A 25,081-nucleotide genomic window follows, 5' to 3' on the forward strand; every position below is an offset into this window, starting at 1 on the left:
TTAGGGCTTGCCCCATCCCACAGGTCACAGCATTGGTGTGCTGCTGACCACGCGTAAGGCCAGCCCCTCATAGGCATCCAGCGTGATGGTGAACTCCCCCTCCGCCGTCAAATCCCCTTCGACCCGCTCATTGATGATGTCCACCACCAACCCGGCGGCAACGTCCGGCAGGTGCAAGGTCTCGGTGATCGGCGCAGCGCCGAAATTCAGCGCGGTGATCTGGGTGCCCTTGCCCGCCGGCAATTCGTGCACCATCACCAACAACCCCGGATGCTGCACGTCCGGCACCAGGATCTGGCGGCTGGCGGCAATGTCGTAGGCGCGGCGTACGGCGAGGATTTTTTGCAGTTGCGAGGCAAAGGAATCCGGGTCTTGCAGTTGGCTGTTGAGGCTGCCGTAGAGCGTTCTGGCACGGGGCATGTGCCCGGCAGAGTGTTCGGCCTCTGTGTTCAAGTCCACCAGGTCGTAGGCGCCACGGTGAATCCAGCGGGTGTCGCCGTCCTGCATCAAATGCGCCACCTCGTCGGCAGCCAACGGCAGCGCGCCTACCAGGTCCCAGCCAGACAAGGCGAACACCCCCGGTTGCATGGCGTTGTACATCACCAACAGCAGATGAATCTGGCGAATCTGCTGGATATCCGCCGACGTAATCGCCTCCAGGTCGCGAATCCCCAGCGCCGCCGTGATGATGCTGGCAGTGGTGCACGACACCCCGTTGGTCACGAACTTGAGGTTGTACGGCGCATGCTCGCCGGCCAGGCGCTCGTACATCTGCTCGCGGATGTGTTCGCGCAGGATATTGCCGGGGAAGGTCTGGCCCTGGTACAGGAAGCTGTCGTTGGCGTGCAGCGTCCAGAAGTGCACAAGCTCCAGGGTCAGTTCATCGTGGTTCTGCAAGGCATGGATCAGCGACCCCGGGTCGATGCCCAGGCTGTGCATCTGGCGCAGCATCAGGCGCAGGAACTCGGTGTCGCCCATCAGCAACGCGTGCTGGTAGGCCGGGCGCGTGATGAAGTCATAGGACAGGTCCGCGCCGCCGTGGGACATGGCAGCGATATCGTCCACCGTGAGGTTCAACTCCTGGAAGCTGAACCCGCCCGCCTTGCGAATCGCGCCACCGATCAACTGGTTGCCGGTGATTGACAGCGGATGGCTCTCCGACCAGGCCGTGCCATCCAGCTTGCGCTCCACGCCAAGAAAGCCATTGGCATCGAGGCGCAGGATCTTCGCGCCCATCACGTCAATGGCATGCAACGCATCGCCGATGATCATCTGCTGCGCGGCGAACGTCGGGTCCAGCCAGTTCAGCGACGGCTGGCCTTCCTTGAAGTAATGCAGGTATACCCAGCGACGTGGCTTGCCGTCTACGCCGATCACGACGGGTGTAGCGCTCCAGTCGGTTTCCTTCACGCCAGGTTCGAAAAAGATCACCCGTTGCAGTTGCCCGACGATGTAGTGCTTGTCGCGCAAGGCATCGACCTGCAATGGGCTGAGGTTCTGCGCATCGCGACCCTCGGCGACGTCCGGCAACAGCGGCCAGTCTTCCTCGCGGATTTCTACCATGTGGTACAGGCCGGGATAATCCTCGTACGCCATCTCGGCCAAGCGGAAGTCCGCGCCCTTGCCGGTGTGGGACGGGATCACATCATCGATAACCACCGCATTGTGTGCAGCGGCCATGCGGGTCATGGCCTGCAACTGGGCTTCGGTACCCAATTCAGGGTCGATGTCGAAGCTGATACGGTCGAAATTACCGTCGATGGTCGGCGTGTGCCGGGTGCCGCTCAACCCGCCGGACTTTTTCAGCGGGCCGTTGTGAATGCCCTGGATACCGATTTTCGACAGCGTATGCCACAGGCCCTCATCGCCCAACGCCTCCAGTACAGTGCCACCCTCGCGCGTCACAATCGAAGCCGGGTACGCGGTAAACCACACCGACGATAAGGCCGTGGCATCCCGTGGCCGGGTCTGCGCGTACGGTTGCTGCCACAACCGGCCCTGGCCCGCATAAAGCCTGGCGCGCTGGCGTGCTGCGTAGAGCATCGATTGTTCCACCAGCCAGTTCACATGGTTGTTGTCTGCCGCCGTCATAAGCCCAGTCCCCGTGGTCGTGAAAAGTAGCGTGTAGACATAGGAGGGGTGTGGGGGGGCATTCGTTGCATTGCAATGTAACTGTGGCGAGGGAGCTTGCTCCCGCTGGGCTGCGAAGCGGCCCCAGTTTTTTAGACTGGGATTGCTGCGCAATCCAACGGGAGCAAGCTCCCTCGCCACAAGTGACCCGGTTCAGACTTGCTGCTGGCCCCCATCCACAAACAACTCGATGCCGTTGACGAAACTCGCATCATCCGACGCCAGGAACAGTGCCGCAGCCGCGATTTCTTCCGGTTCACCCACGCGGCCCATCGGGATCTGCGAAGCCAGGTAGTCGAGCAAGCCCTGCTGTTGCGCGGCGTCGGGGCCGGCCAGGTCAACCAGGCCTGGGGTGCGGGTGGCGCCGGGGCTGATGGTGTTGATGCGTACGTGACGGTCTTTGAGGTCGAGGATCCAGTTGCGCGCAAAGGAGCGCACGGCGGCTTTTGACGCGGCATACACGCTGAACGCTGGAGTGCCGGCACTGGCGGCGGTGGAGCCGGTGAGGATCACCGAGGCGTTCTTCGCCAACAGCGGCAAGGCTTTTTGCACGGTGAACAGCACGCTTTTGACGTTGCGGTCGAAGGTTGCGTCGAAATGGTCTTCGGTGATTTCACCCAGGGGCAGCATCGAACCGCCACCGGCGTTGGCGAATAACACGTCGAGGTGGCCGTGGGTGCCTTGGATCTGTTCGTAGAGCGCATCCAGTTGGTTCAGTTGGGTCGAGTCCACCTGCACGCCGGTAGCGTTGCCGACCAGGGCGACGGCGGCGTCGAGTTCGACGCGGCGGCGGCCGGTGATGTAGACGTGGGCGCCTTCCGCGGCGAAGCGTTGGGCGGTGGCCAGGCCGATGCCAGTGGTGCCGCCGGTGACCAGTGCGATTTTGCCTTCAAGTTTGCGAGCCATGATGTGTTCCTCAGCTGTTAAGTCAGTTGTTGCGGTGTGGGAGAAGCATATCGACGGCGCGCAACTTTCAAAATAGAATCATCTGAAACTCATCGTTGCAGATTTGAAATGAGCAAACTCCCGGATTTCGAAGGCTTGGCCATGTTTGCCAAAGTGGCAGAGGAAGGTTCGTTCGCGGCGGCGGCACGGCTGATGGGGGTGTCGGTGCCCACGGTGTCGCGGGCGGTGGCGCGTCTGGAGGAGCGCCTGGGTGGGCGGCTGTTCAACCGCACGTCACGGCAACTGGCGTTGACCGAGTTCGGTATCAGCATGGCGGCCCGGGCCGGCGAGGTGTATCGCCAGGCCGAAGAGGTGGAAAGCGCCGCCCGTGAACTGTCGGTGCAGCCACGCGGGCATGTGCGGTTGGCGGTGCCGATGGCCTTTGGTGTGCGCTGGGTCGCGCCGCTGCTGCCCAGGCTGATCGAGCAATACCCGGAGCTGACAGTGGATTTGCATCTGTCGGACGCCTCGGTGGATCTGATCGCCGAAGGCTTTGACGCCGCCCTGCGTATCGCCACCCTGCCCGACTCGTCGCTGGTGGCGCGACGCCTGTGCGGTGTCACCCAATACCTGGTCGCCGCGCCCGGCTATCTCCAGGCAAACGGGCGCCCTGCCCATCCTCGGGAACTCAGCAACCGGCCCTGCCTGAGCTATGCCTATCGTGCGCGCAGCCAGGTCTGGCGGTTTACCCATGACGACGGCCGTGAAGAAGATGTGACCCCCAACGGCCCTTTGCGCGTGACCAACTCCGAGGCCCTGTTGCCGGTGCTGCTCGAAGGCTTGGCCATTGCGGAGCTACCGGAATTTATCGCCAGCGAATACCTGGCCGACGGGCGCCTGGAAGTGCTTCTGCCGGAATGGAACATGGCCAAGGGCGGGCTGTATTTCGTCACGCCCTCCGCCCGCAGCCGGCCGATGAAGATCAAAGCCCTGTCCGACTTTTTTGCCGAGCATCTCAGCCAACCAGCGTGGCGCTGGCCGGCCCGGTGAGGTAGCCGATAAACAAGCGAAACAGCTCGGCGTTGGTGGAGATGTCGAGCCGCTGGTAGATGTTGTGTTTATGCACCTTCACGGTGCCTTCGGAGATATTCAGCACCGCCGCAATCGAGTGATTGCTGTGGCCCTGCAGGATCAGCTTGGCGATATAACGCTGGGTTTCGGTGAGTTGCCCTTGCAGGATGTGCACAAACGCATCCTCGGAGCGCGCATCGGAGTTTTGCGCGCTGGAATAGAAATCGCTGTGCCTGAGCCGGCAATGCAATTCCAACAAGGCGCTGATCACCGGTGCCAGGGTTTCCAGGGCCTTGATTTCGCTGGACAGGAACGCGCCATGCTTGAGGGTGCGCATCAGCGAATACACCACTGCGACGCGCGGCTGCACCGGCACGATAAAGCCGATTTCTTCGATCTGCGTGCCATGTTCGGAGGACACGCAGGGGTGCAGGTCCGGGGAAATGGCAAAGCCCGAGGAGAAGAAACAGTCAGGTGCCAGGTCGCTCATGCGCCACACACCCGCCGGGTGATCGTTGATGCAGGCCACGTAGAACGGGTCCAGCAAGTAACCGCCGCGCAGGTAGGCGCAGAGGGTGTTTTCCGGCACCGAGCGGTTATAGCCGTTGTGGATCAACAGCGGCGACTGGTTGAAGCGAAACAGGTAGCCGCAACTCATCTCGAAGGCCAGGGTGCTTCTCAGCGCTGTATCGATGCACGCGCCCAAACGATCGGTGCCCACGGCACCGATCAGGGTCGAGAGCATCTTCGCGTCTGCGTCTCTCATGGTTGCCACGCTTATTGTCAGGTCAATTCGGCTGTGCCCACCGGCAACCGCTCCCTGCGGTCTTGCTCCCCGAGTTCGAGGGCCTTGGGCACCGCCAACCAATAAGCAAGTGCCATGCCGAGCAGGCCGCCGCCGAGTTTACCGATAATCAGCGGCAGTATCAGCGAGGGCTGGAAATTCGCGGAATAGGCCAGGTGGTCACCAAAGGTGAACGCGGCACACACCGAAAAGGCGATGACCAAGACCTTGTCCTTGGGCGGCATGTCGGCTACCAGGCGGAACATCGCGAGGATATTCGCCGAGGCCGCCAGCAAGCCCGCAGCGCCTACCGCGGACAGGCCGAGCAACGCCGCCGCCTTTTCGATGGGACGCGAGAGGAAACGCTTGATCAGATACACCATCGGGAACGCACCACACAGCATGATGCCCACGTAACCGGCGATCTCCAGCGCGCGGAACTGGTCTTCCTTGTCGGCGATGATCGGCGCAAAACCCCAGGTGCCGAACACCGAACTGAAAAAACCGGTGAAGTACTCGACGATGGACGCCACCAGCACCAACGTCACCGCGCCATACACCACTTGGCCCAGGCGCAGGAAAATCTGCACCATCAGGTTGGGCAGGTAGCGCAACGCGGCAGCCAGGGCACAGCAGAACAGGATCAACGGCATCAGGTTGCGCACCAGCATGCTCAGGTCGAAATGCAAGGCCTGGGTGGGCGCGCCAAAGGTCGCGATGTCCGGGCGTACACCGAGCCCGAGCAACTCGATGCCCATGGCAATCATGATGATGCTGATGGGAATGCTCAGCAGACCCGCCATGATGCCCAACGCCATGTATTTGTGATCGGCCTTGGCCAGCATCGCCAGGCCAACCGGGATCACGAAGATCACCGTGGAGCCGGACTGAAACCCGGTGATCAGGCCGAGAATCCAGCCTTCCGGGCTTTGCGACAGCGCATGGGCCAGTTGATAGCCGCCCAGGTCGGCGGCGATGAAGATCGGCCCGGCAATGCCGGCGTCCGAGCCCATCGCCAGGAAGATCGGTGCGAGCAGCTGAGTGATAAAGCTGGCGATAAACGGGATGGCGGCCATGATGCCCGCGACGGGCAAAAAGATCGGCCCGATGCTGTGGATGCCGGCGTTGAATTCCTTGGCCAATTCCGATTCGGCGCGAAAGACCGAGGCCAGCCCACCGATGACGGCGCACACCATGATGACGTAAATGACATACGTGCCTATATGTTCCATTGCAGCCTCTGCTTTTTAGAAAGTTATTGTTGGGCAGATGGGTGTTGCAGAAGTTGTTCTTATTGGCGGTCAGTTATCTGACTCAGAGTGCGGTGTAACCGTTGTCGACAAACAGGTGGGCGCCATTGACGAAGCTGGCGTCGTCGCTGGCCAGGAACAACGCGGCCTTGGCCACTTCAGACGGCTCGCACAGGCGGCCTTGCATGGCGCTGATCGCCGCGTCGGAGGCATCCACGCCCAGGCCGCGCAGCAAATCCAGTTCGCGCTTGCCGTGAGCCGTAGCGATAAACCCCGGGCAAATGGCGTTGCTGCGGATATTGCGGTCGCGGAACTCCACCGCAATCGCCCGCGCAAACATATGGCAGGCGCCTTTGGTGGTGCAGTACAAGACTTCCATCGGCGTACCGGCCACGGCGGAGATGGACGAAGTAGAAATAACGCTGCCACCGCCCGCTTCGAGCATGCCAGGCAGCACGGCCTGGGTGACGAGGAACATGCTTTTGACGTTGATGCTCATCAAGCGGTCCCAGTCCGCTTCGGCGGTTTCCAGGAACGGCCCGGCAGCAATGGTGCCGGCGTGGTTCATCAATACGGTGATTGCGCCAAAGCGCTGTTCGGCGAGCCGCACCGAACGGTGCACTTGATCGGCTATCGAGACGTCCGTCGGCAGGAAATACGCGGTGCCGCCCTCGGCATTGATGTGCGCGGCGACGGCTTCACCGTCGCTGCTGGGCAAGTCCAGGATCGCGACCTTGGCGCCCTCCCTGGCAAACAACTGGGATACCGCCAGGCCACAACCGCCTGCCCCGCCACTGATCAATGCAACCTTACCGGCTAAACGCCCCATGGGTGTCTCCTCGTGTTTGACGACTGAGGTTTCACGCTAAAGGCAGGCGGTGGATGCGTCCATATATCGGGCGGTATACGCCGCTGATTTTGAACGCCTTATGCCAGTGCTACAGGTGGTATGCGCAGTGCCCTGCTCTAACACGACTTGGGAACCGCCCTCCCCCCGCCGCCACTCACCTAGCGCATTGCCGGTGTTGCCATCGACTGGCGTACGCATTCCATAGCTGAGTAAGAGGGCGAACCCATGAGCATCTCCCTGTCGTCAAAACACACATTCATACCAATCTCGGACGATATCCGTGGTCCATCCCTTGATCCTACATCTGCGCGAACCAAGGGCACCTATCATTGGGTCCCCACGCCCCCCCGTGACGAGAACAAACAACCTGGGCCTGACACCCGTGCCGCCATCGCGAAAGCAGACAGCGAACTGGCCGTCGAGGTCCATAAGGCGCTGCTTTGCAGGCACAACGACAAACCGCTGCACATTGCGCCGCAATCGACCCTGGGTTTGTGGTTCGAACAATTCAAACGGGCGGTACAGAGTCCTGCATTCAAGGATTTTATCTACGAGAACCGGGCTAACGGCGTCCGTTTTCACCCTGGCGACAACAGAATCAGCTGGTACACGCTCGACCAACATAGAGAAATAAAGTACACGGGCAGTGCAGAGCAACCGGCAATTCTTGGTCTGGCCATGGCTGCCGCCGTCCTTATCGACAGCAACCAAAACCGCTGGCTGAGTACCGCCGACAGCTACAAGACCACACTGCCGCTCGCGACCGTCCTTGCTTTCTACGACGTGGACCGCAACGACCCCGACGTCGTTGCCGCCCTGGGGCGCGACAGAACCTTCACGCCAGTCACCTCGCGCCAACGCGTCAAGTCCGACAAAGCCCGTGGCCTGCGCACCCTACGCACGCACCAGCGACTCGTCGGTGATACGTACGACCGTCAACAGTTGGGTAACCAGCTACAGGTCCTGATCGGCCGCATGAATGAAGGGCAACTCAACGAGCAAACCCTGCAGCAGGCGCTTGAAGACACCCGGATGCCACTCAGCCCAGGCTCCTCCTATAGCCAGGCGCACCATAGCCCGGCGGGCACCACGACCAGCCTTGCACAGTTCCTCCATGCCACCGGCAGGCCCCTGCCGGCTACCCGGGACGAGTTACTCAATCTTCAACAGGAAACGAGCGGCAACCCAAACATGCTGCTTGCAGACGCCTCGCTCGCCGAAGGCTACCGCCGCGCGTTACAGCAGCAACCGCAACCCTTCCTGGCGCCGCGTATCGAGGTCCCCCCACATTCGGTGATGGGTGCCTGGCTGACGCTCTACCGCTCCCACCTGGAGCAACCGGTGGTGTCGCAATGGATGCGCGACCAAGGTATCGACCCGGCTACAGTGGTCATTACCCCGACGACGGGTATCCTGTCGGCCAACGTCAAGGGCCAGACCAAACAGTTCACCCTGGATGATGATTCCGGCTGGCGCTCCCTTTCCAGCCCGTTGATCGCCGCTGCGAAGGTGATCGCTCCCGGGCCGGAGCAACAGCTCGCTCGCCCGGTAGGCAATCCGGGATTCACCGCCACACCCGATCAGATCGGCGCGTTTTATGGCGAAGCCCCCAACCCCGGCGAAGCAAGGCTCGCCACCTTGAAGGCCCAGGGCGGCTTTGACTTCCCTGCCCCCGACACAGCCGCGCAACTGACCTCACGCTCACTCAAGTCCCTTGAACGACATGAACATCTTGCAACCGCGCACTACGCAGCGCTGAACAAGGTCGCAGCAGCAACAGCCCGAGCCACCCGTGAAAAGGAGCGCTACCTCCAACTGATGCTCACCACCGGCCAGGCCCTGCCGGTGTTACGCAATGAAGCCAAAAAGTGGGCAGAAAAGATCATCCTCGAGCAAACCGGCCAGACCGTGGACGCGGACAAGATTTTTCTCAACCGCTTTGAAGGTACAGCCACTTCAGCCCCCACAGCGACCGGCTGGGAGCACACTGATCAGGAACCCTCTTCGTCCCTCGCGCTACCGGACGCGCTGTTGAAAAACTTCAACGAAAAGGATCGGGTTCCCGGCGACCTGGACTTGCTCTCGGGCCTGTACACCGTTGGCAAAGGCCATGGCAAAGCGGGCTACGGCGCCCATAACCAGTTTCCCCTGGCGCCCTCGCAGTTGATGAAGGCCGCATTGAATACCGATTTTCAGGCCCGGTTCACACAACAACTGGAAGCGTTCTGGGAACACCACAACCTCGACTATCGCGCCACGCTCAAAGGTGAATTCGTCAACCAGGCACGCCAACAACTCAAGGCTTACGAAAGTGCGACGCCCGCAGAACGACAAGAAATCCCAATGGAACACCGACTGACGCGGGAAGACTACCGCCATATCCTGTCGGCGGTGGCTGCCAACTTGCCACTGAATGAAACGCAACCGCTGACCCTCGACCAATTAAGGGCCGAAGCGCCCGTCGAGGCGTCCCATGCCTCCGTGCATGCACTGGTTATCAACGGCGCCCTTTCCAGCGACATCCTGCGCCTGAACAAGCTCAAGGGTGGGCAGCAGATTCTGTATATCCCCGGTCATCAGCCGGCATTTCTCAGTTTCAATTCCGTCGCGCAAATGGATCAGTGGATTGCAGAACAAGGCAACGATCCCGAAAAACGCAAGCGCTTTGCGTCGCACTTTCGCCTTGTCGACCGCCAGGATGACGACAGCTTCTGGCGGGATGTCGGCGTGTTCTTCGGCCGCAGTCAGACGACCGGCCGAGGGGTGGACACCGCCCTGAAAAACATCGGCCTCGGCTATTGGAGCAACCGGGAGCATGTGGTTATCGATGATGCGGATATAAAGATAAGAGGTGATGTGTTCAGCGCCATGACCGACGTTGCCGAAGAACGCATGACCAGCGACGCAGATGTGACCATCAAGTCCAACAGCGAAATCACCCGCGATACCTGGCTGAACGACATGACTGCCGCGGCGGGCCTGCTGGCCAAGTTTGCGCCGGCTGGAGAGCCCGTAGTGCTGGCGGTCGCCGCAGGCACGGGCCTCGCCGAATTTGCGCTGGGCACCGAGAAAGCTGCGTCCGGCGATACGTCCATAGAGCGCCAGCACGGTGTCTCGGCGGCCATTGACGGCGCAGTCAATACGTTGTTCGCCGTCACGGGGGCGAACGAAGGCGTTGCCGAGGATTCTTTCGCGCTGCCGTTTGAATCGTCACCCGCGTCTCCAACTATCACTCGCCAGACAGTCAGGCCCACCGTTGCACTGCGTACCGAGACATTCGCCGACGGTACCCGGGCCTTGACCACCGAGACCCCACTTTCGGAAGGCGCCTACACCCTGCCTTGTGCCAATGGTTTCGATGTGATCGATGATGACCGGGTGTATCGCTACGATCCCAAGACACCGGGCGTGATGAACGACCTGCAAGCCACGGATGAATACAAGGAACTGGATCAATTCGAAGCCTATTGCCCCGTGCCGTCTTCTGGCAGGGTCAAGCGTGGCGCCAGTGATGCCTGCTTTGCACGCACCGTCGATGACGTGCAAGGGGAACTGCAACAAGAGCTGCAAGCCCTTGAGCATGTGCGTCTGTACCCGAGCGCCAAACAACTGCTAAAGCGAGATCGCTTCAGCGTATTTGAACGGCGCCTATACAAGGTCAATGGTGAAAAACTGGTCTCGGTCCCCCGCAAAGAGCCCGTCACCTACAAAAGCGCCATACGCGGCAGCGTGGTCAACGACAAGAATTTCGGCTTTTACGACGGCGCCAGCAATCCCTTCATTGACACGGAAACCCGTGTGGTCAAACTCGGCCCCATCAGTGACCTGTGCAACGACAGCCGTGATGTGCGCGGTGTGGTCGTTGCCAGCCCGACCCCAGGCGACGCCACCAAATACCTGGTAGTTGAGGCCGACGTGGGGGAGTTCTATTACGCGAAACTGGACAACCTGAAACACCCTGACGCGGTATTTTTGAAATGTACGCCACGGGATTTCGACGTAGCCCTCGCCAAAAGCTATCGCAACAAACTGTACGTACGCCAGTCGCCAACGGGTACAGCGATGGACAATACATTCGTTGCCCTCCCCAAACTTGAGGAGGTGTACAAGGACCTGGAAAAGGCTGGCTATGCCAAAGCCGATGTCGACGCGCTCAAAGCCCGCTGCGCCGACATGACCGCCGAACAAAAACGCGAAGTCGCCTACCAGTTGCAGCAGCGCGGCGCGACCGGCAAGGCCCAGATTGCATTGCACCCTAGGGAAGTGCGCACATTGGTCAGACCCGCCAATTTCAACGAACTTACGCAGGCACAGCAGAACCGGTTCTACGCAGAGCAGGCCCTGCAAGCGGTACAAAAAGACATGCAAGCCACCGGACTTGGGCCCGGCAACGTAGTGCGTTCGGCAGCAGACCAGGCACGAGCAGACGCCGCCATCAGTGTGATCAATTGGCTTCGCGAAACCCGCAACCCGCGCGCACTGCTGTCGGGAAAGACGCTTGTAAAATCCGGTGCCGGAAATTGCGGAGAAATGGCAGCGCTTTCACGGGAAACCATCATCAACAGCGGTGGCCCTGCCTACGAATGGTTCGCCGGCGACAGCCACGCGTTCACCGTGGTCGGCGGCCCGTCGGTAAAGCCCACGGGCAGCATCAACTTCACCGAGCCGCAGTGGGCAGACGCGTGGGTGGTCGACCCGTGGGCAGGCATCGCTTGCCCAGCGTCCGAATACACCCAGAAGCTGCAGCAAACCATGAGTAAATGGGCCGCAGACGGCTGGGTGATCCGAACCGGCGCAGACCCAGCCATGAGCCCCACGAACAAGCAATGGCTGGATGCGCTGATTCGTGAGCCGAAAGAGCCCTATTCCCACGGCTACAAAACCGAACCCAAAGCGGTGGCGCCTGTTGTTCCGGTGCCGCGGCCGTTACCCCCGGCGGAAATGATCAACGTCTGGATGGGGTTCTCCGAAACCGTTGGAGACCTGACCACAATACTCTCGACGCGTAACTTGACCCATTGTTCGGCGCTGGCCGTACTTTCCGATCTTAAGGACGGTGTCTATCAAACACGCACGTTGATGCATTTGAACGGCAGCCTGCTGGAAGGAGGTCTGAACGGGAACATCCATTCACTACTGGCCAAACTCGACCATTCCCTGGCCAAGGGAGGCAAGGTCGTTTTCGTCGCCGGTGTCGACACCCCATCCAATTTCGGAATGGGCCGCGTTTTGGGCCAGGAGCACAACGGCAAGCAACCGTTTTTGGATATCCTCAAAAAACCCGGCGTAAAAGTGGTTATGGCGAACTCAAGCGGCGTCGATATCCACCCGGATGGGACGGTTAAATTAGTGAGTGGCACTGGCAGAGGAGTGCTTGACCAAACAGCGTCCAAAGAAGTGTTTGACGCCGCCGCCGACTAGGGACCTGGGTATGTCGCTGCTCTACTTTGGCTTTGGCTTTGGCTTTGGCTTTTGATCTTGATCTTAGTCGCCCCGTTAAACCACGCTGGCCGAACGCAGGCTTGAATCCGTGGGTAACCCGGCAGGACGCCGGGTTAGCCATCCTGGGCCATGGATGGCCCATGACGGCGGCCCACGGATTCAAGCCGGAGTGAGGGAACGCCGAGCCTAGGCGAGCCGCCGAGTGGTGGGGCGAAGCGTTTTGGTTACTTTTGCGCTCTTCAAAAGTGAGCCGCCGTAAGGGCGGAACCATAAGCCGCCGTTACCCAAATAACGGATATGTACTCAGAGAGACCGCTATCGGGGGCAAGCCCCCTCCCACATTTGGGAGCAAGCCCCCTCCCACACTCCGTATCGCATCAGCTTCAGGCTTCGCGATACTGCCGGGGAGTGAAGCCGGTCGAGGCTTTGAACTGCCGGGTAAACGCACTGTGGTCGGTATACCCGCACTGCAACGCGACCTCGGTAATCGGCATATCGGTGTGCAACAGCCGATGCGCATGTTCCAGCCGCACTTTCTGAATCATCTGCCGAGGCGTCAGATGGAACACGCGCTTGCAATAACGCTCCAGCTGCGCCACTGAAATCCCGGCAATGCGCGTCAGCTCACTCAAAGTCACGCGGCGATTGAAATGGGCGCGGATATGCGCGTCGACGGCTGCCAAGCGTTGGTACGCCGGGTGGGTTTCGCTGGCGGTTTGCAGGTCCACCGAGATGCCCGCCAGGCCGATGATCGCGCCCTTATGGTTGTACAACGGCCATTTGTGGGTGAGGCACCAACCGCGCTCGCGGGTGCCGTAGAGGTGCAGCTCTAGCTGGTCCTCCAGTACATACCCCTCCTCCAGCACACGCCGGTCCTGCTCGGTATAGCCGGGGCCCAACTGTGCGGGAAACACTTCGGCGCTGGTCTTGCCCAGCAGCGGTTGCAGCTGTTTCAACCCACAGCGCTGCACCAGGGTGCGGTTGGCGAGCAGATAGCGCGCCTGGGTGTCCTTGATAAAGATCGCCGCATTGGGGATCACGTCGAGCATCGGCAACAACTGCGCCACGCCGGTCATCAACTGCTCGATGCTCTCGCTCCCTCGGCAAAGGGTCGCAAACACGCTGTGCATCATGGCTGTCTATCCCCTCGCTGAACCCTCGACGCGTAGCAGATTGCACCATGCCATAACCGCTGTCGAGCGACGCAAACTGTGCTGATTTCGTCATCACTGCCGGTAAAAAACATCAATCGCGCCGTCTTCCGCGAGTTCACTCTAGGGCCACTGCATGCCTATCCAATAACTCACAAGAAGGCGACGCTATGTCAGGTCAAGGCAAATTCAAGAAACAGCTTTCATTGATGGACCTCACCTTTATCGGGTTGGGGGCCATCTTCGGTTCCGGCTGGTTATTCGCGGCCAGCCACGTGTCGGCCATCGCCGGTCCTGCCGGGATTATCTCCTGGCTGATCGGTGGTTTCGCGGTGCTGCTATTGGGCATTGTCTACTGCGAACTGGGCGCTGCATTACCCCGCGCCGGTGGCGTGGTGCGTTACCCGGTGTACTCCCACGGGCCGTTGCTGGGTTACCTGATGGGCTTTATCACGCTGATCGCATTTTCCAGCCTGGTGGCCATTGAGGTGGTCGCCTCGCGCCAATACGCAGCGGCGTGGTTTCCCGAGCTGACCAAGGCCGGTTCCAGCGACCCGACGACCCTGGGCTGGCTGGTGCAATTCGGCCTGCTCTGTGTGTTCTTCATCCTCAACTACCGCAGCGTCAAGACCTTCGCCATCGCCAATAACCTGGTCAGCGTGTTCAAGTTCATCGTGCCGCTGCTGGTGATTGGCGTGCTGTTCACCTTCTTCAAGCCGGCCAATTTCCAGATGCATGGTTTTGCGCCATTCGGCCTCTCGGGCATTGAGATGGCGGTGTCGGCCGGCGGGGTGATTTTTGCTTACCTGGGCCTGACGCCGATCATCTCCGTGGCCAGTGAAGTGAAGAACCCTCAGCGTACGATTCCCATCGCGCTGATCCTCTCGGTGCTGCTCTCTACGGCGATTTACGTGTTGCTGCAAACCGCATTCCTGGGTGGCGTGCCCACCGAAATGCTCGCCAATGGCTGGGCCGGGATCAGCAAGGAACTGGCGTTGCCCTATCGCGATATCGCCCTGGCGTTGGGCGTGGGCTGGTTGGCCTACCTGGTGGTGGCCGACGCAGTGATCTCCCCCAGCGGCTGCGGCAATATCTACATGAACGCCACACCGCGTGTGGTGTACGGCTGGGCGCAGACCGGCACGTTCTTCAAGATTTTCACGCGCATCGATGAGAAGTCCGGCATCCCACGCCCGGCGCTGTGGCTGACCTTTGGTTTGTCGGTGTTCTGGACGCTGCCGTTTCCGTCCTGGGAAGCGCTGATCAATGTGGTGTCCGCCGCGCTGATCCTCAGCTACGCCGTGGCCCCGGTGACTGTTGCCGCGCTGCGCCGAAATGCACCGGACATGGCGCGCCCGTTCCGGGTCAAGGGCATGACAGTGCTGGGCCCGCTGTCGTTCATCATCGCCGCGCTGATCGTGTACTGGTCCGGCTGGAGCACGGTGTCGTGGCTGCTTGGCCTGCAAATCCTGATGTTTGTGGTGTACCTGTTGTGCGCCCGCTGGGTGCCCACCGCGCACCTCAATCTCAAGCAACAAGTGCGCTCGTCGGCGTGGCTGATCGGTTTTTACGCAGTGACCATCCTGCTGTCCAAACTCGGCAGCTTTGGTGGCATCGGCGTAATCAGCCATCCGTTCGACACCGTGGTCGTCGCTGTCTGCGCACTAGGCATCTACTACTGGGGCGCGGCGACCGGTGTACCCGCCCATCTGGTTCGCCTGGAGCATGAGGCCGATGAAAGCGAAGCCGTCGACGAGCCCCATACCGGCGCCCCACTGACACCCGCCACCCACTGATTTTGGAGCGTTTTATGAAGCGACTGCATGTGATCGACTCCCACACTGGCGGCGAACCCACGCGCCTGGTGCTCGACGGCTTCCCTGAACTGACCGGCGCCACCATCGCCGACCAATTGCACAGCCTGCGCACCGACCACGACCAATGGCGTCGCGCCTGCCTGCTGGAACCTCGCGGCAACGATGTGCTGGTGGGCGCGCTGTACTGCGCGCCCGTCACCGCGGGGGCGACCTGCGGCGTAATCTTTTTCAACAACGCCGGTTACCTGGGCATGTGCGGCCACGGCACCATCGGTTTGGTGGCGTCACTGCATCACCTGGGGCGGATCCAGCCCGGCGTGCACACGATCGACACGCCGGTTGGACCTGTTTCGGCCACGTTGCACGAAGACGGCGCCGTGACGTTGGGCAACGTGCCCTCTTACCGTTATCGCCAACACGTCAGCGTGCGCGTCCCCGGTCACGGTGAGGTTCAGGGCGATATTGCCTGGGGCGGCAACTGGTTCTTCCTGGTTTCGGACCACGGCAAAACCTTGCAGATGAGCAACGTCGACGCCCTCACCGACTACACCTGGGCGATGCTCAAGGCCCTGGAAGACCAAGGCATCCACGGTGCCGACGGCGCGCTGATCGACCATATCGAACTGTTCGCCGACGACGCCCACGCCGACAGCCGCAACTTCGTGATGTGCCCCGGCAAAGCCTACGACCGCTCCCCTTGCGGCACCGGCACCAGCGCCAAGCTGGCGTGCCTGGCCGCCGACGGCAAACTCGCGCCCGGTGAAACCTGGATCCAGGCCAGCATCACCGGCAGCCAATTCGAAGGTCGTTATGAATGGGACGGCGAACGCGTCCGCCCATTCATCACCGGCCGCGCCTACATGACCGCCGACAGCACCTTGCTGATCGACGACCAGGACCCATTCGCCTGGGGCATCTAAGTCCCCATCCACTTGAACGTTCCAAGGAGTTAGAACAATGAGCGACAACATCTTCACCGGTTGCATCCCGGCCCTGATGACCCCGTGCACCCCGCAGCGCAAACCGGACTTCGACAAGCTGGTGGCCAAGGGGCGCCAACTGATCGACGCCGGCATGAGCGCCGTGGTGTATTGCGGTTCCATGGGCGACTGGCCGCTGCTCACCGAGGCCGAACGCCAGGAAGGCGTGGCACGCCTGGTGGCGGCGGGCGTGCCGACCATCGTCGGCACCGGTGCGGTGAACAGCCGTGAAGCGGTGGCCCATGCGGCCCACGCGGCCAAGGTCGGCGCCCATGGCTTGATGGTGATCCCCCGCGTGCTGTCCCGCGGCGCATCGGCTACCGCACAAAAGGCACATTTCTCGGCGATCCTCAAGGCCGCGCCAAATCTGCCGGCGGTGATCTACAACAGCCCGTACTACGGCTTTGCCACCCGCGCCGACCTGTTCTTCGAACTGCGCCGCGAACACCCGAACCTGATCGGCTTCAAGGAGTTCGGCGGCGGTGCCGACCTGCGCTACGCCGCCGAACACATCACGTCCCAGGACGATAACGTGACCCTGATGGTCGGCGTCGACACCCAAGTGGTGCACGGCTTCGTCAACTGCAACGCCACTGGCGCCATCACCGGCATCGGCAACGCCCTGCCCCGCGAGGTACTGCAACTGGTGGCCCTGAGCAAGAAGGCCGCCAAGGGCGATGCCAAGGCACGCCGCCAGGCCCGTGAGCTGGAGGCCGCGCTGGCGGTGCTGTCGTCGTTCGATGAAGGCTGCGACCTGGTGCTGTACTACAAGCATCTGATGGTGCTCAACGGCGATCAGGAATACGCCCTGCACTTCAATGAGACCGATGTGCTCAGCGATGCCCAGCGCAACTATGCCGAGCAGCAGTACACGCTGTTCCGTCAGTGGTACGCCAACTGGTCGGCGGAGCAGAACGTCGACTGATGTACCCGCGCCGCTGCGGTTTACGCAGCGGCCACCCCCTCTTTTACCCAGGACGATCCCATGACTCTGACGGGCAAGATGCTGATCGGTCAGCAATCCCTTTCCGGCAATCGCGAAGCGATCCGGGCCATCAATCCCGCCACCCACGCAGCGTTGGAGCCGGCCTACCTGGGCGGCAACAGCGAGCATGTCGCGCACGCCTGTGCACTGGCGTGGACAGCTTTCGATACCTACCGCGAGACCTCACTGGAGGCCCGCGCCACGTTTCTTGAAACCATCGGCACGCAAATCGAAGCACTGGGCGATGAATTGATCGACCGTGCCGTGGCCGAAACCGGCCTGCCACGTGCGCGTATCCAGGGCGAGCGCGGCCGTACGTGCGGGCAGTTGCGAACCTTCGCCCGTACCGTGCGTGCGGGTGAATGGCTGGATGTGCGCGTCGATACCGCGCAACCTGAACGCCAGCCCCTGCCCCGGCCAGACCTGCGTCAACGCCATATCGCACTGGGCCCGGTCGCCGTGTTCGGCGCCAGTAACTTCCCGCTGGCGTTCTCGGTCGCCGGCGGCGATACCGCGTCGGCGCTGGCCGCCGGTTGCCCCGTAGTGGTCAAGGCCCATGGTGCCCACCCTGGCACCAGTGAGCTGGTGGGCCGTGCAGTGGCGCAAGCGGTCAAGGCATGCGGACTGCCCGAAGGCGTGTTTTCGCTGTTGTACGGTTCGGGTCGCGAAGTCGGCATTGCACTGGTCACCGACCCGCGGATCAAGGCCGTAGGCTTTACCGGTTCACGCGCCGGCGGTATCGCCCTGACCCAGGCAGCACAGGCACGCCCAGAGCCGATTCCGGTGTATGCGGAAATGAGTTCGATCAACCCGGTGTACCTGTTTCCCGCTGCGCTTGAAGCGCGGGCAGAAGCGCTGGCCCAAGGCTTCGTGGCGTCGTTGACCCAGGGCGCCGGGCAGTTCTGCACCAACCCGGGCTTGGTGATTGCAATCCAAGGGGCAGCACTTGACCGGTTCACCCGTACCATCAGCGAACACCTGCCTGGCTGCGCGGCACAAACCATGCTCACCCCTGGCATTCACAGTGCCTACGATGAGGGCGTGCGCGCCTTGAGCAAACACGCTCGCGTTGCGGCTACAGGCCAGGCGGCAGAAGGCCCGAACCAGGGCCAGGCGCATGTGTTCGTCACCCAGGCCCAAGACTTTTTGAGCAACGCGCACTTACAAGCCGAAGTCTTCGGTTCGGCGTCGTTGATGGTGGCATGTGCCGACGCAGATGAGGTTCGCCGCGTCTCCGAGCATCTGGAAGGCCAACTGACCGCGACCCTGCATCTGGACGCCGCCGACCTGGCCAGCGCCAAGGCGCTGCTGCCGGTGCTGGAGCGCAAGGCCGGTCGCTTGCTGGTCAACGGCTGGCCCACCGGAGTGGAAGTCAGTGACGCGATGGTCCACGGCGGACCGTTCCCCGCCACCTCTGACTCACGCAGTACCTCGGTGGGCACGGCGGCGATCTATCGATTCCTGCGCCCGGTGTGCTACCAGGACTTCCCCGACGCCTTGCTGCCCGGCGCGTTGCAGCACGGCAACCCCTTATTGCTGCGGCGCTTGCTTGATGGCCAGAGAGAGGCCTAGGCCATGTCCGATCCCGATATCGTAGTGGTTGGCGCCGGTATTGTCGGCGTCGCCTGTGCCTTGCAACTGGCGCGTCAAGGCCAGCGCGTGGTGGTGCTGGACGCGCAGGAACCAGGCATGGGGGCGTCGTATGGCAACGCCGGGCACCTGGCCACCGAGCAAGTGTTTCCCATTGCCGATGTGTCGATCCTCAAGCGCCTGCCCGGCATGTTGCTGGACCCCATGGGCCCGTTGCGCCTGGATTGGAAATACCTGCCCCGCGCCCTGCCCTGGTTTGTGCGCCTGCTGCTAAACCTGCGCCCCGCAAGCTACCAGCGCACAGTGGGGGGTATTCGCGCCTTGAACGAAGGCAGCCTGGGCGCGTGGCAGCGCCTGCTGCACAGCATCGAGCGGCCGGATTTATTGCGTGAGGACGGCTCGCTGCTGGTGTTTGAGCGGGCGCAATCCCGTGCGGCCCTCGATGCGTTGCAACAGCGCATGCAGCAACAGCAGGTGCCGGTGGCGTTCTGGTCGGGTGAAGCGATACGTGAAGTGGCGCCGCAGCTCAGCGACAGGCTCTTGGGCGGGCTGTTTTTTCCGGCGACCGGACACTTTCTCGATCCGTATCAGGCAGTGTGCGAACTGGTGACTGCCGCCAAGGCCAGTGGTGTGCAATTCATCCAGCGCCGGGTACACGAGGGCCGCGTTGACCCACAGGGCGTGGTGCTGAGCACCGATCTGGGCGCCTTCCGTGCCCGCCAGGTGTTGATCGCCTGCGGCGCTCATTCGGCCAAGCTCACCCATTCACTCACCGGCAAAAAGGTGCCGCTGGACACTGAGCGTGGCTACCACTTGATGCTGCCCCACGAACACCAGCGCCTGCCCTTCGCGGTCACGTCGCTGGAGCGCAAGTTCATCATGACCCCCATGGCGGGCGGCCTGCGCCTGGCGGGCACGGTGGAGTTCGCTGGCCTGGAACGCCCGGCGAACATGCAGCGCGCCTGGCAATTGCATCGACTGAGCCAGGGGCTGTTTCGTGAGGACTTGAGCCAACAGGATGCAACGCCTTGGATGGGGTTTCGGCCATCACTGCCGGACTCCCTGCCGATTATCGACCGGGTGTGTGAGGGGAAAGTACTGCTCGCGTTTGGGCATCAGCACCTGGGGTTGACGCAGGCGGCGCTGACGGCAGAAATGGTCGGGCACCTGCAAGACTCGCAGCGTACCGGTGCGGGCCTGCCGGCCCTCGGCCCATATCGCCTGGACCGCTTCTGAAGCCGCTGCCACCCTTTCAACAAATGGCGCTAGAATCAGCGCCATTCTTGCGCCCGCCTCCCTGATACGAGCCCACCATGAGCTTTGATTTCGACACGATCCACCCTCGCCTCAACACCGGCAGCACCAAGTGGAACCGTTACCCGCCGGACGTGTTGCCGATGTGGATCGCCGACATGGATTTCGCTGCCCCACCCGCCGTACTGCAGGCCCTGCGCGAGCGCCTCGACCAGCAGATTCTCGGCTATAGCGTGGCCGGTGCGGATGTGCGTGAAGCCATCGTCGCCGACCTGTGGGCCAAGTACGCGTGGCGCGTACAACCCGAAGACCTGCTGTTTCTGCCGGGTGTCGAGCCTGGCTTCAACATGGCACTGCACGCGTTTGTGCAGCCTGGCCAACCGGTGGTGCTGCAAACCCCCAACTACCGCCCGATTCGCCTGGCCCCGTCTCACTGGAACTTGCCGAAAGTCGAGGTGCCCTTCGAGTGGGTCAACGGCGAATACCAGACGCCGCTGGCGGCACTGCGTGATGCCCTGACGGGCGCCGGCGCGCTGTTGTTGAGCAACCCGCACAACCCCATCGGCAAGGTGTTCCCCCGTGAAGAATTGCTCGCCGTGGCCAACGCTTGCCTGGAACACGGCGCGCTGATCATCAGCGATGAGATTCACGCCGAGCTGTGCTTCGACGGCCGCCGCCATATCCCCACCGCCAGCCTCAGCCCGCAAATCGCCGAACGCACCATTACCCTGATGTCGGCGAGCAAGGCCTATAACGTCGCCGGTTTGAAAACGTGCTTCGCGGTGATCCAGAACGTCGAGATCCGCGAGCGCTTCAACCAGGCGCGCTGCGGCATGGTCGACAGCGTCAGCCCCCTGGGCCTGGAAGCCACCCGCGCCGCCTACAGCCAGTGCGGCGAATGGCTCGACGCGCTGGTGCAGTACCTGCAAGCCAACCGCGACTACCTGCTGGAGGCGGTGCAAACCCGCTTGCCGGGCGTGGTCATGCATGCGCCACAAGGCACCTTCCTGGCTTGGCTGGATTGCAGCGCGCTGGGCCTGGACGACCCGCAACAGTTCTTTCTGGAACAGGCCAAGGTCGGCTTGAGTGCCGGCATCGAGTTTGGCGATGACAGCCAGCAATTTGTGCGCCTGAACTTCGGCTGCCCACGGGCGTTGCTGGAAGAAGGGTTACAACGGATGGAGCACGCACTGTGGCGAGGGAGCTTGCTCCCGTAGGACTGCGCAGCAGTCCCAGTCATTTAAAACAAAGAGCTGGGGCCGCTTCGCGGCCCAGCGGGAGCAAGCTCCCTCGCCACAGGTACAGCACGTCTCCCTCCACCTTTGACTTAAGTTCACAGCTTGGCGATGGACACTTCCGTCGATTTCACGAAGGCAATCACTTCGCTGCCCACTTTCAATTCCAGGTCACGCACCGAACGGGTGGTGATCACCGAAGTGACGATACCGGACGCGGTTTGCACGTCGATTTCAGACACCACTTCCCCCAGCAATATTTCCTTGATGACGCCCTTGAACTGGTTGCGCACGTTGATCGCTTTGATGGTCATGTCGGCTTTCCTTTTGGCTGTTGGGTCAATCCGCACGAATGCGCAGGCCTTCAAAGTGCGTCATTCGCACGAATCTTAAAAGGAATATATAACTCTTTATTTATTCCATAAACACATATGCGAGGTGTTGCCCTGGCAACAGTGGTTCAACAATCTGCCCTTGCCCACTACACCATCGACCCGCTGAACTCCAGTAAACAGGCACCCAGGTCAGGTGGCACAGAGACTGCATATTCCTTAAATGCATGATGGAACATGCCAACTAGTTTTCTGAATATAAGAAATGCCTTCTCTCAACGCCTTGCCTGGAGCTGTTCCATGAAACCGTTTACCCAACGCTTGCTGGGGGCCTGCGCCCTCGCCCTGTGCCTGCAACCCCAGGGCTTTGCCGCCGACGCCGACCCTGCGCAGGTCAATCTGGATTACGCCTATTACTCTCCCGTGAGTCTGGTGCTCAAACACTTCGGCTGGCTCGAGCAAGCCTTGCCACAGTCCAAGGTCGGTTGGGTATTGAGCCAGGGCAGCAACCGTTCCCTGGAGTACCTTAATAGCGGTGGTGTCGACTTCGCTTCGTCCGCCAGCCTGTCGGCGGTGTTGAGCCGTGCCAACGGCAGCCCGATCAAGTCGGTGTACGTCTATAGCCGTGCCGAATGGACTGCGTTGGTGGTGCGCAAGGACTCGCCGCTCAAAACCGTCACCGACCTCAAGGGCAAGAAAATCGCCGCCACCAAGGGCACCGATCCGTACCTGTTCACCCTGCGTAGCCTGCAACAGGCCGGGCTGAAAAAGGACGATGTGGAACTGGTGCACCTGCAACATCCAGACGGCCGTACCGCCCTGGAAAAAGGTGACGTGGACGCCTGGGCCGGCCTCGACCCACATATGGCCGCCAGCGAGATCCAGGCCGGTTCGCGCTTGCTGTACCGCAACAAGGACTTCAACAGCTACGGCGTGGTGAGCGTCACCGAGAAGTTCGCCAAAGAACATCCGCAGACCATCACCAAGGTCATCGGCGCGTACGAAAAGGCCCGCGACTGGGCCGTGAAGCACCCGGATGAGTTCGCCAAACTGCTGGCCGATGAGTCCGGCCTGCCACTGGAAGTGGCCAAGCTGCAACTGTCGCGCACCGACCTGAGCACGCCGTTCTTGAATAGCCAGGACGTGGTGTCGTCCAAGGCCGCTGCGCCGATCCTGGTGTCTGAGGAACTGGTGCGTCGCGGGGTGAATGTGGACCAGGTGATCGACCAGTTGATCGATACCTCGTTCGGCAAGTAAGGGGGCCATGATGACCAGCAAAACCCAAGCATTGCCCCTGCCCGCGCCGGTGGCGGTCAACCGCAGTGCGTGGCCACGACGGCTCAAGGGCCTGGTCGTGCCGGTGCTGATCCTGTTGATCCTGGAGGCCGTGGTGCGCGTGGGTTGGCTGCCGTCGTACCAAATGCCGGCACCCAGCGAGATCGCCGTCACCCTCACTCAACTGGCCGAAGGCGCGCTGTGGAAACACATCAGCGCCAGCCTCGGCCGGGTGCTGCTGGGCTTTGCCATTGGCGCCAGCCTGGCACTGGTATTTGCCGCCTGGGTGGGCTTGAGCCGTGAGGCTGAGGCTTATCTGGAGCCTACATTCGCCGGGCTGCGCTCGATCCCGAGCCTGGCCTGGGTGCCGCTGTTGCTGCTGTGGCTGGGCATCGACGAAACCTCGAAGATTGTGCTGATTGCGATTGGTGCGTTTTTTCCGGTGTACCTCAACGGCGTCGCGGCGATACGCGATATCGACCGCAAGCTGGTGGAGGTTGGGCAAATGTATGGTTTCAGCCGACGCCGGCTGGTCCGCCGCATCCTGTTGCCCGCCGCCCTGCCCGGCCTGTTTACCGGATTGCGCAGTGGCTTGAGCCTGGCCTGGATGTTCCTGGTGGCAGCGGAGTTGATTGCGGCGACCAAGGGCTTGGGCTACCTGCTCAGTGATGGCCGGGAAACCTCACGGCCGGATATCGTGTTGGCGGCGATCATTGTGTTGGCGCTGCTGGGCAAAGTCAGCGATGGCTTGCTCGCGGCACTGGAACGGCGTTGTCTGGCGTGGCGCGATACCTTTCAGGGGGCGGGACAATGAGTACCCAGGCTTTGTTGGATATTCACGTGGCGCGCAAAAGCTTTGCCAGCACCACCGTGTTGAGCGAGGTGCGCCTGTCACTGCAGCCCCGTGAAGCCGTGAGCCTGCTGGGACCGAGCGGCTGTGGCAAAAGCACCTTGTTGCGCATCGTCGCGGGCTTGGAAAAGGACTTCCAGGGCGAGTTGCGCAGCCCGGATGGCGAAGTTGCGTTTGTGTTCCAGGAACCCCGCCTGATGCCTTGGCTGACGGTAGAACAGAACATCGGTTTCAGCGATGACAACCACTACGACAAGGCCTGGGTCGCGCAGTTAATCGAGGAAGTCGGTCTCAAGGGCTTTGCCCAGGCCCTGCCCAAGGCACTCTCCGGCGGGATGGCGCAGCGGGTGGCCATTGCTCGCGGCCTGTATTCACGCCCGCAGGTGTTGCTGCTGGATGAACCGTTCAGCGCGGTGGATGCGTTTACCCGCATGAAGTTGCAGGATTTGCTGCTGCAATTGGCCGAACACCACACCATCGCGTTGTTGTTGGTGACCCATGACGTGGATGAGGCGCTGTACCTGAGTGATCGGGTGCTGGTGATGGATAACCGACCGAGCAGTATTCGCCAGGAATTGGCGGTGCCGTTGCCGCACCCGAGGGATCGACGGGACCCGCTGCTGGCGCAGCTCAAGGCGTTGTCCCTGACCGAGTTGCAGCGGGCGCATGTGATTTAGAGACAAAAGCAGATCTACTGTGGGAGGGGCTGAAGGTGCACTGGGTTCCTCGGTCCGGCACAAGTCCAACTGTGGGAGTGGGCTTGCCTGCGATGGCGGTGGGTCAGCTTGCAGATGTGGCGGCTGACACTCAGTCATCGGGGGCAAGCCCCCTCCCACAGGGGACTGAAGGTGCGCTTGGTTTCTCGGCCCGGCACAAGTCCAACTGTGGGAGTGGGCTTGCCCGCGATGGCGGTGGGTCAGCTTGCAGATGTGGCGGCTGGCACTCAGTCATCGGGGGCAAGCCCCCTCCCACAGGGGGCTGGAGGTGCATTTGGTTCCTCGGCCCGGCACAAGTCCAACTGTGGGAGTGGGCTTGCCCGCGATGGCGGTGGGTCAGCCTGCAGGAAACAGCAGATGAGCGGCTTTCTGTAGTGAGCGGGCTTGCCCCGCGCTGGGGGGCGAAGCCGCCCTAAACCCTGGTATCGCGGTGCTTCAGACAGAATGCGGTGGATGGATTTGGGGCGGCTTCGCCACCCAGCGC

Annotated in this window: 18 protein-coding genes; 11 read left to right on the top strand and 7 right to left on the bottom strand. The window is 61.7% G+C overall.

The window, feature by feature from the left end:
- Positions 1–24 precede the first annotated feature (24 nt).
- Both treS and DYL61_RS28195 read right to left on the bottom strand, forming a co-directional pair.
- Positions 25–2,091 carry a maltose alpha-D-glucosyltransferase gene (gene treS / locus DYL61_RS28190; protein WP_135311082.1) on the bottom strand — a complete coding sequence of 689 codons (2,067 nt, stop codon included), beginning with the start codon at positions 2,089–2,091 and terminating at the stop codon, positions 25–27.
- Positions 2,092–2,283: 192 nt separating this feature from the next.
- The gene (locus tag DYL61_RS28195) at positions 2,284–3,036 is read right to left on the bottom strand and encodes an SDR family NAD(P)-dependent oxidoreductase (RefSeq protein ID WP_135311083.1); all 753 of its coding nucleotides are present in this window, start codon (positions 3,034–3,036) and stop codon (positions 2,284–2,286) included.
- 108 nt (positions 3,037–3,144) lie between these two features.
- Between DYL61_RS28195 and DYL61_RS28200 the strand changes: the two genes are divergently transcribed.
- Positions 3,145–4,065 (top strand): LysR family transcriptional regulator, encoded by a 921-nt coding sequence (locus DYL61_RS28200; protein WP_135311084.1) that lies wholly within the window; start codon positions 3,145–3,147, stop codon positions 4,063–4,065.
- Here the strand turns inward: DYL61_RS28200 and DYL61_RS28205 are convergent.
- The 3 genes from DYL61_RS28205 to DYL61_RS28215 form a co-directional block, all read right to left on the bottom strand.
- Entirely contained in the window at positions 4,031–4,852 is an 822-nt protein-coding gene (locus DYL61_RS28205) for a helix-turn-helix transcriptional regulator (RefSeq protein ID WP_135311085.1), read from the bottom strand. The genes DYL61_RS28200 and DYL61_RS28205 overlap by 35 nt on opposite strands.
- A gap of 17 nt (positions 4,853–4,869) precedes the next feature.
- A complete protein-coding gene (gene eutH, locus DYL61_RS28210) occupies positions 4,870–6,102 on the bottom strand; it encodes an ethanolamine utilization protein EutH (RefSeq protein WP_135311086.1) in 1,233 nt (410 codons plus the stop codon).
- Positions 6,103–6,184: 82 nt separating this feature from the next.
- Positions 6,185–6,949, bottom strand: coding sequence for an SDR family NAD(P)-dependent oxidoreductase (locus tag DYL61_RS28215; protein ID WP_135311087.1), 765 nt, complete (start codon positions 6,947–6,949; stop codon positions 6,185–6,187).
- Between the two features lie 246 nt (positions 6,950–7,195).
- Between DYL61_RS28215 and DYL61_RS28220 the strand changes: the two genes are divergently transcribed.
- Positions 7,196–12,391, top strand: a complete 5,196-nt coding sequence (locus DYL61_RS28220) for a dermonecrotic toxin domain-containing protein (protein ID WP_135311088.1) — start codon at positions 7,196–7,198, stop codon at positions 12,389–12,391.
- 404 nt (positions 12,392–12,795) lie between these two features.
- Here the strand turns inward: DYL61_RS28220 and DYL61_RS28225 are convergent, their stop codons facing one another.
- On the bottom strand, positions 12,796–13,545 hold the full coding sequence (locus DYL61_RS28225; protein ID WP_135311089.1) for an AraC family transcriptional regulator: 750 nt from the start codon (positions 13,543–13,545) through the stop codon (positions 12,796–12,798).
- A 188-nt stretch (positions 13,546–13,733) separates the two neighbouring features.
- Between DYL61_RS28225 and DYL61_RS28230 the strand changes: the two genes are divergently transcribed.
- The 6 genes from DYL61_RS28230 to DYL61_RS28255 all read left to right on the top strand — a co-directional run bounded on the left by DYL61_RS28230 (position 13,734) and on the right by DYL61_RS28255 (position 21,406).
- Positions 13,734–15,359 (top strand): APC family permease, encoded by a 1,626-nt coding sequence (locus tag DYL61_RS28230; RefSeq protein WP_135311090.1) that lies wholly within the window; start codon positions 13,734–13,736, stop codon positions 15,357–15,359.
- Positions 15,360–15,373: 14 nt separating this feature from the next.
- Positions 15,374–16,300 (top strand): 4-hydroxyproline epimerase, encoded by a 927-nt coding sequence (locus DYL61_RS28235; RefSeq protein WP_135311091.1) that lies wholly within the window; start codon positions 15,374–15,376, stop codon positions 16,298–16,300.
- A gap of 37 nt (positions 16,301–16,337) precedes the next feature.
- Positions 16,338–17,285, top strand: a complete 948-nt coding sequence (locus tag DYL61_RS28240) for a dihydrodipicolinate synthase family protein (RefSeq protein WP_135311092.1) — start codon at positions 16,338–16,340, stop codon at positions 17,283–17,285.
- A 60-nt stretch (positions 17,286–17,345) separates the two neighbouring features.
- Positions 17,346–18,917, top strand: a complete 1,572-nt coding sequence (locus DYL61_RS28245) for an aldehyde dehydrogenase (NADP(+)) (RefSeq protein ID WP_135311093.1) — start codon at positions 17,346–17,348, stop codon at positions 18,915–18,917.
- A 3-nt stretch (positions 18,918–18,920) separates the two neighbouring features.
- A complete protein-coding gene (locus DYL61_RS28250) occupies positions 18,921–20,171 on the top strand; it encodes an NAD(P)/FAD-dependent oxidoreductase (protein ID WP_135311094.1) in 1,251 nt (416 codons plus the stop codon).
- A gap of 77 nt (positions 20,172–20,248) precedes the next feature.
- The gene (locus tag DYL61_RS28255; protein ID WP_135311095.1) at positions 20,249–21,406 is read left to right on the top strand and encodes a MalY/PatB family protein; all 1,158 of its coding nucleotides are present in this window, start codon (positions 20,249–20,251) and stop codon (positions 21,404–21,406) included.
- Between the two features lie 116 nt (positions 21,407–21,522).
- Here the strand turns inward: DYL61_RS28255 and DYL61_RS28260 are convergent, their stop codons facing one another.
- Positions 21,523–21,738 (bottom strand): TOBE domain-containing protein, encoded by a 216-nt coding sequence (locus tag DYL61_RS28260; protein WP_003173733.1) that lies wholly within the window; start codon positions 21,736–21,738, stop codon positions 21,523–21,525.
- A gap of 318 nt (positions 21,739–22,056) precedes the next feature.
- Here DYL61_RS28260 and DYL61_RS28265 point away from each other — a divergent pair, with 318 nt between their 5' ends.
- Genes DYL61_RS28265 through DYL61_RS28275 form a run of 3 tightly spaced genes read left to right on the top strand, consistent with a single transcriptional unit; the run spans position 22,057 to position 24,558 of the window.
- Positions 22,057–23,013, top strand: a complete 957-nt coding sequence (locus tag DYL61_RS28265; RefSeq protein WP_135311096.1) for an aliphatic sulfonate ABC transporter substrate-binding protein — start codon at positions 22,057–22,059, stop codon at positions 23,011–23,013.
- Between the two features lie 10 nt (positions 23,014–23,023).
- Positions 23,024–23,845, top strand: coding sequence for an ABC transporter permease (locus DYL61_RS28270; protein WP_135311097.1), 822 nt, complete (start codon positions 23,024–23,026; stop codon positions 23,843–23,845).
- Positions 23,842–24,558, top strand: coding sequence for an ABC transporter ATP-binding protein (locus DYL61_RS28275; protein WP_135311098.1), 717 nt, complete (start codon positions 23,842–23,844; stop codon positions 24,556–24,558). Before DYL61_RS28270 ends, DYL61_RS28275 begins: the two co-directional genes overlap by 4 nt.
- Positions 24,559–25,081 lie beyond the last annotated feature (523 nt).

The sequence above is a fragment of the Pseudomonas nabeulensis genome, assembly GCF_004682045.1.
In the GTDB taxonomy this organism is placed as follows: domain Bacteria; phylum Pseudomonadota; class Gammaproteobacteria; order Pseudomonadales; family Pseudomonadaceae; genus Aquipseudomonas; species Aquipseudomonas nabeulensis.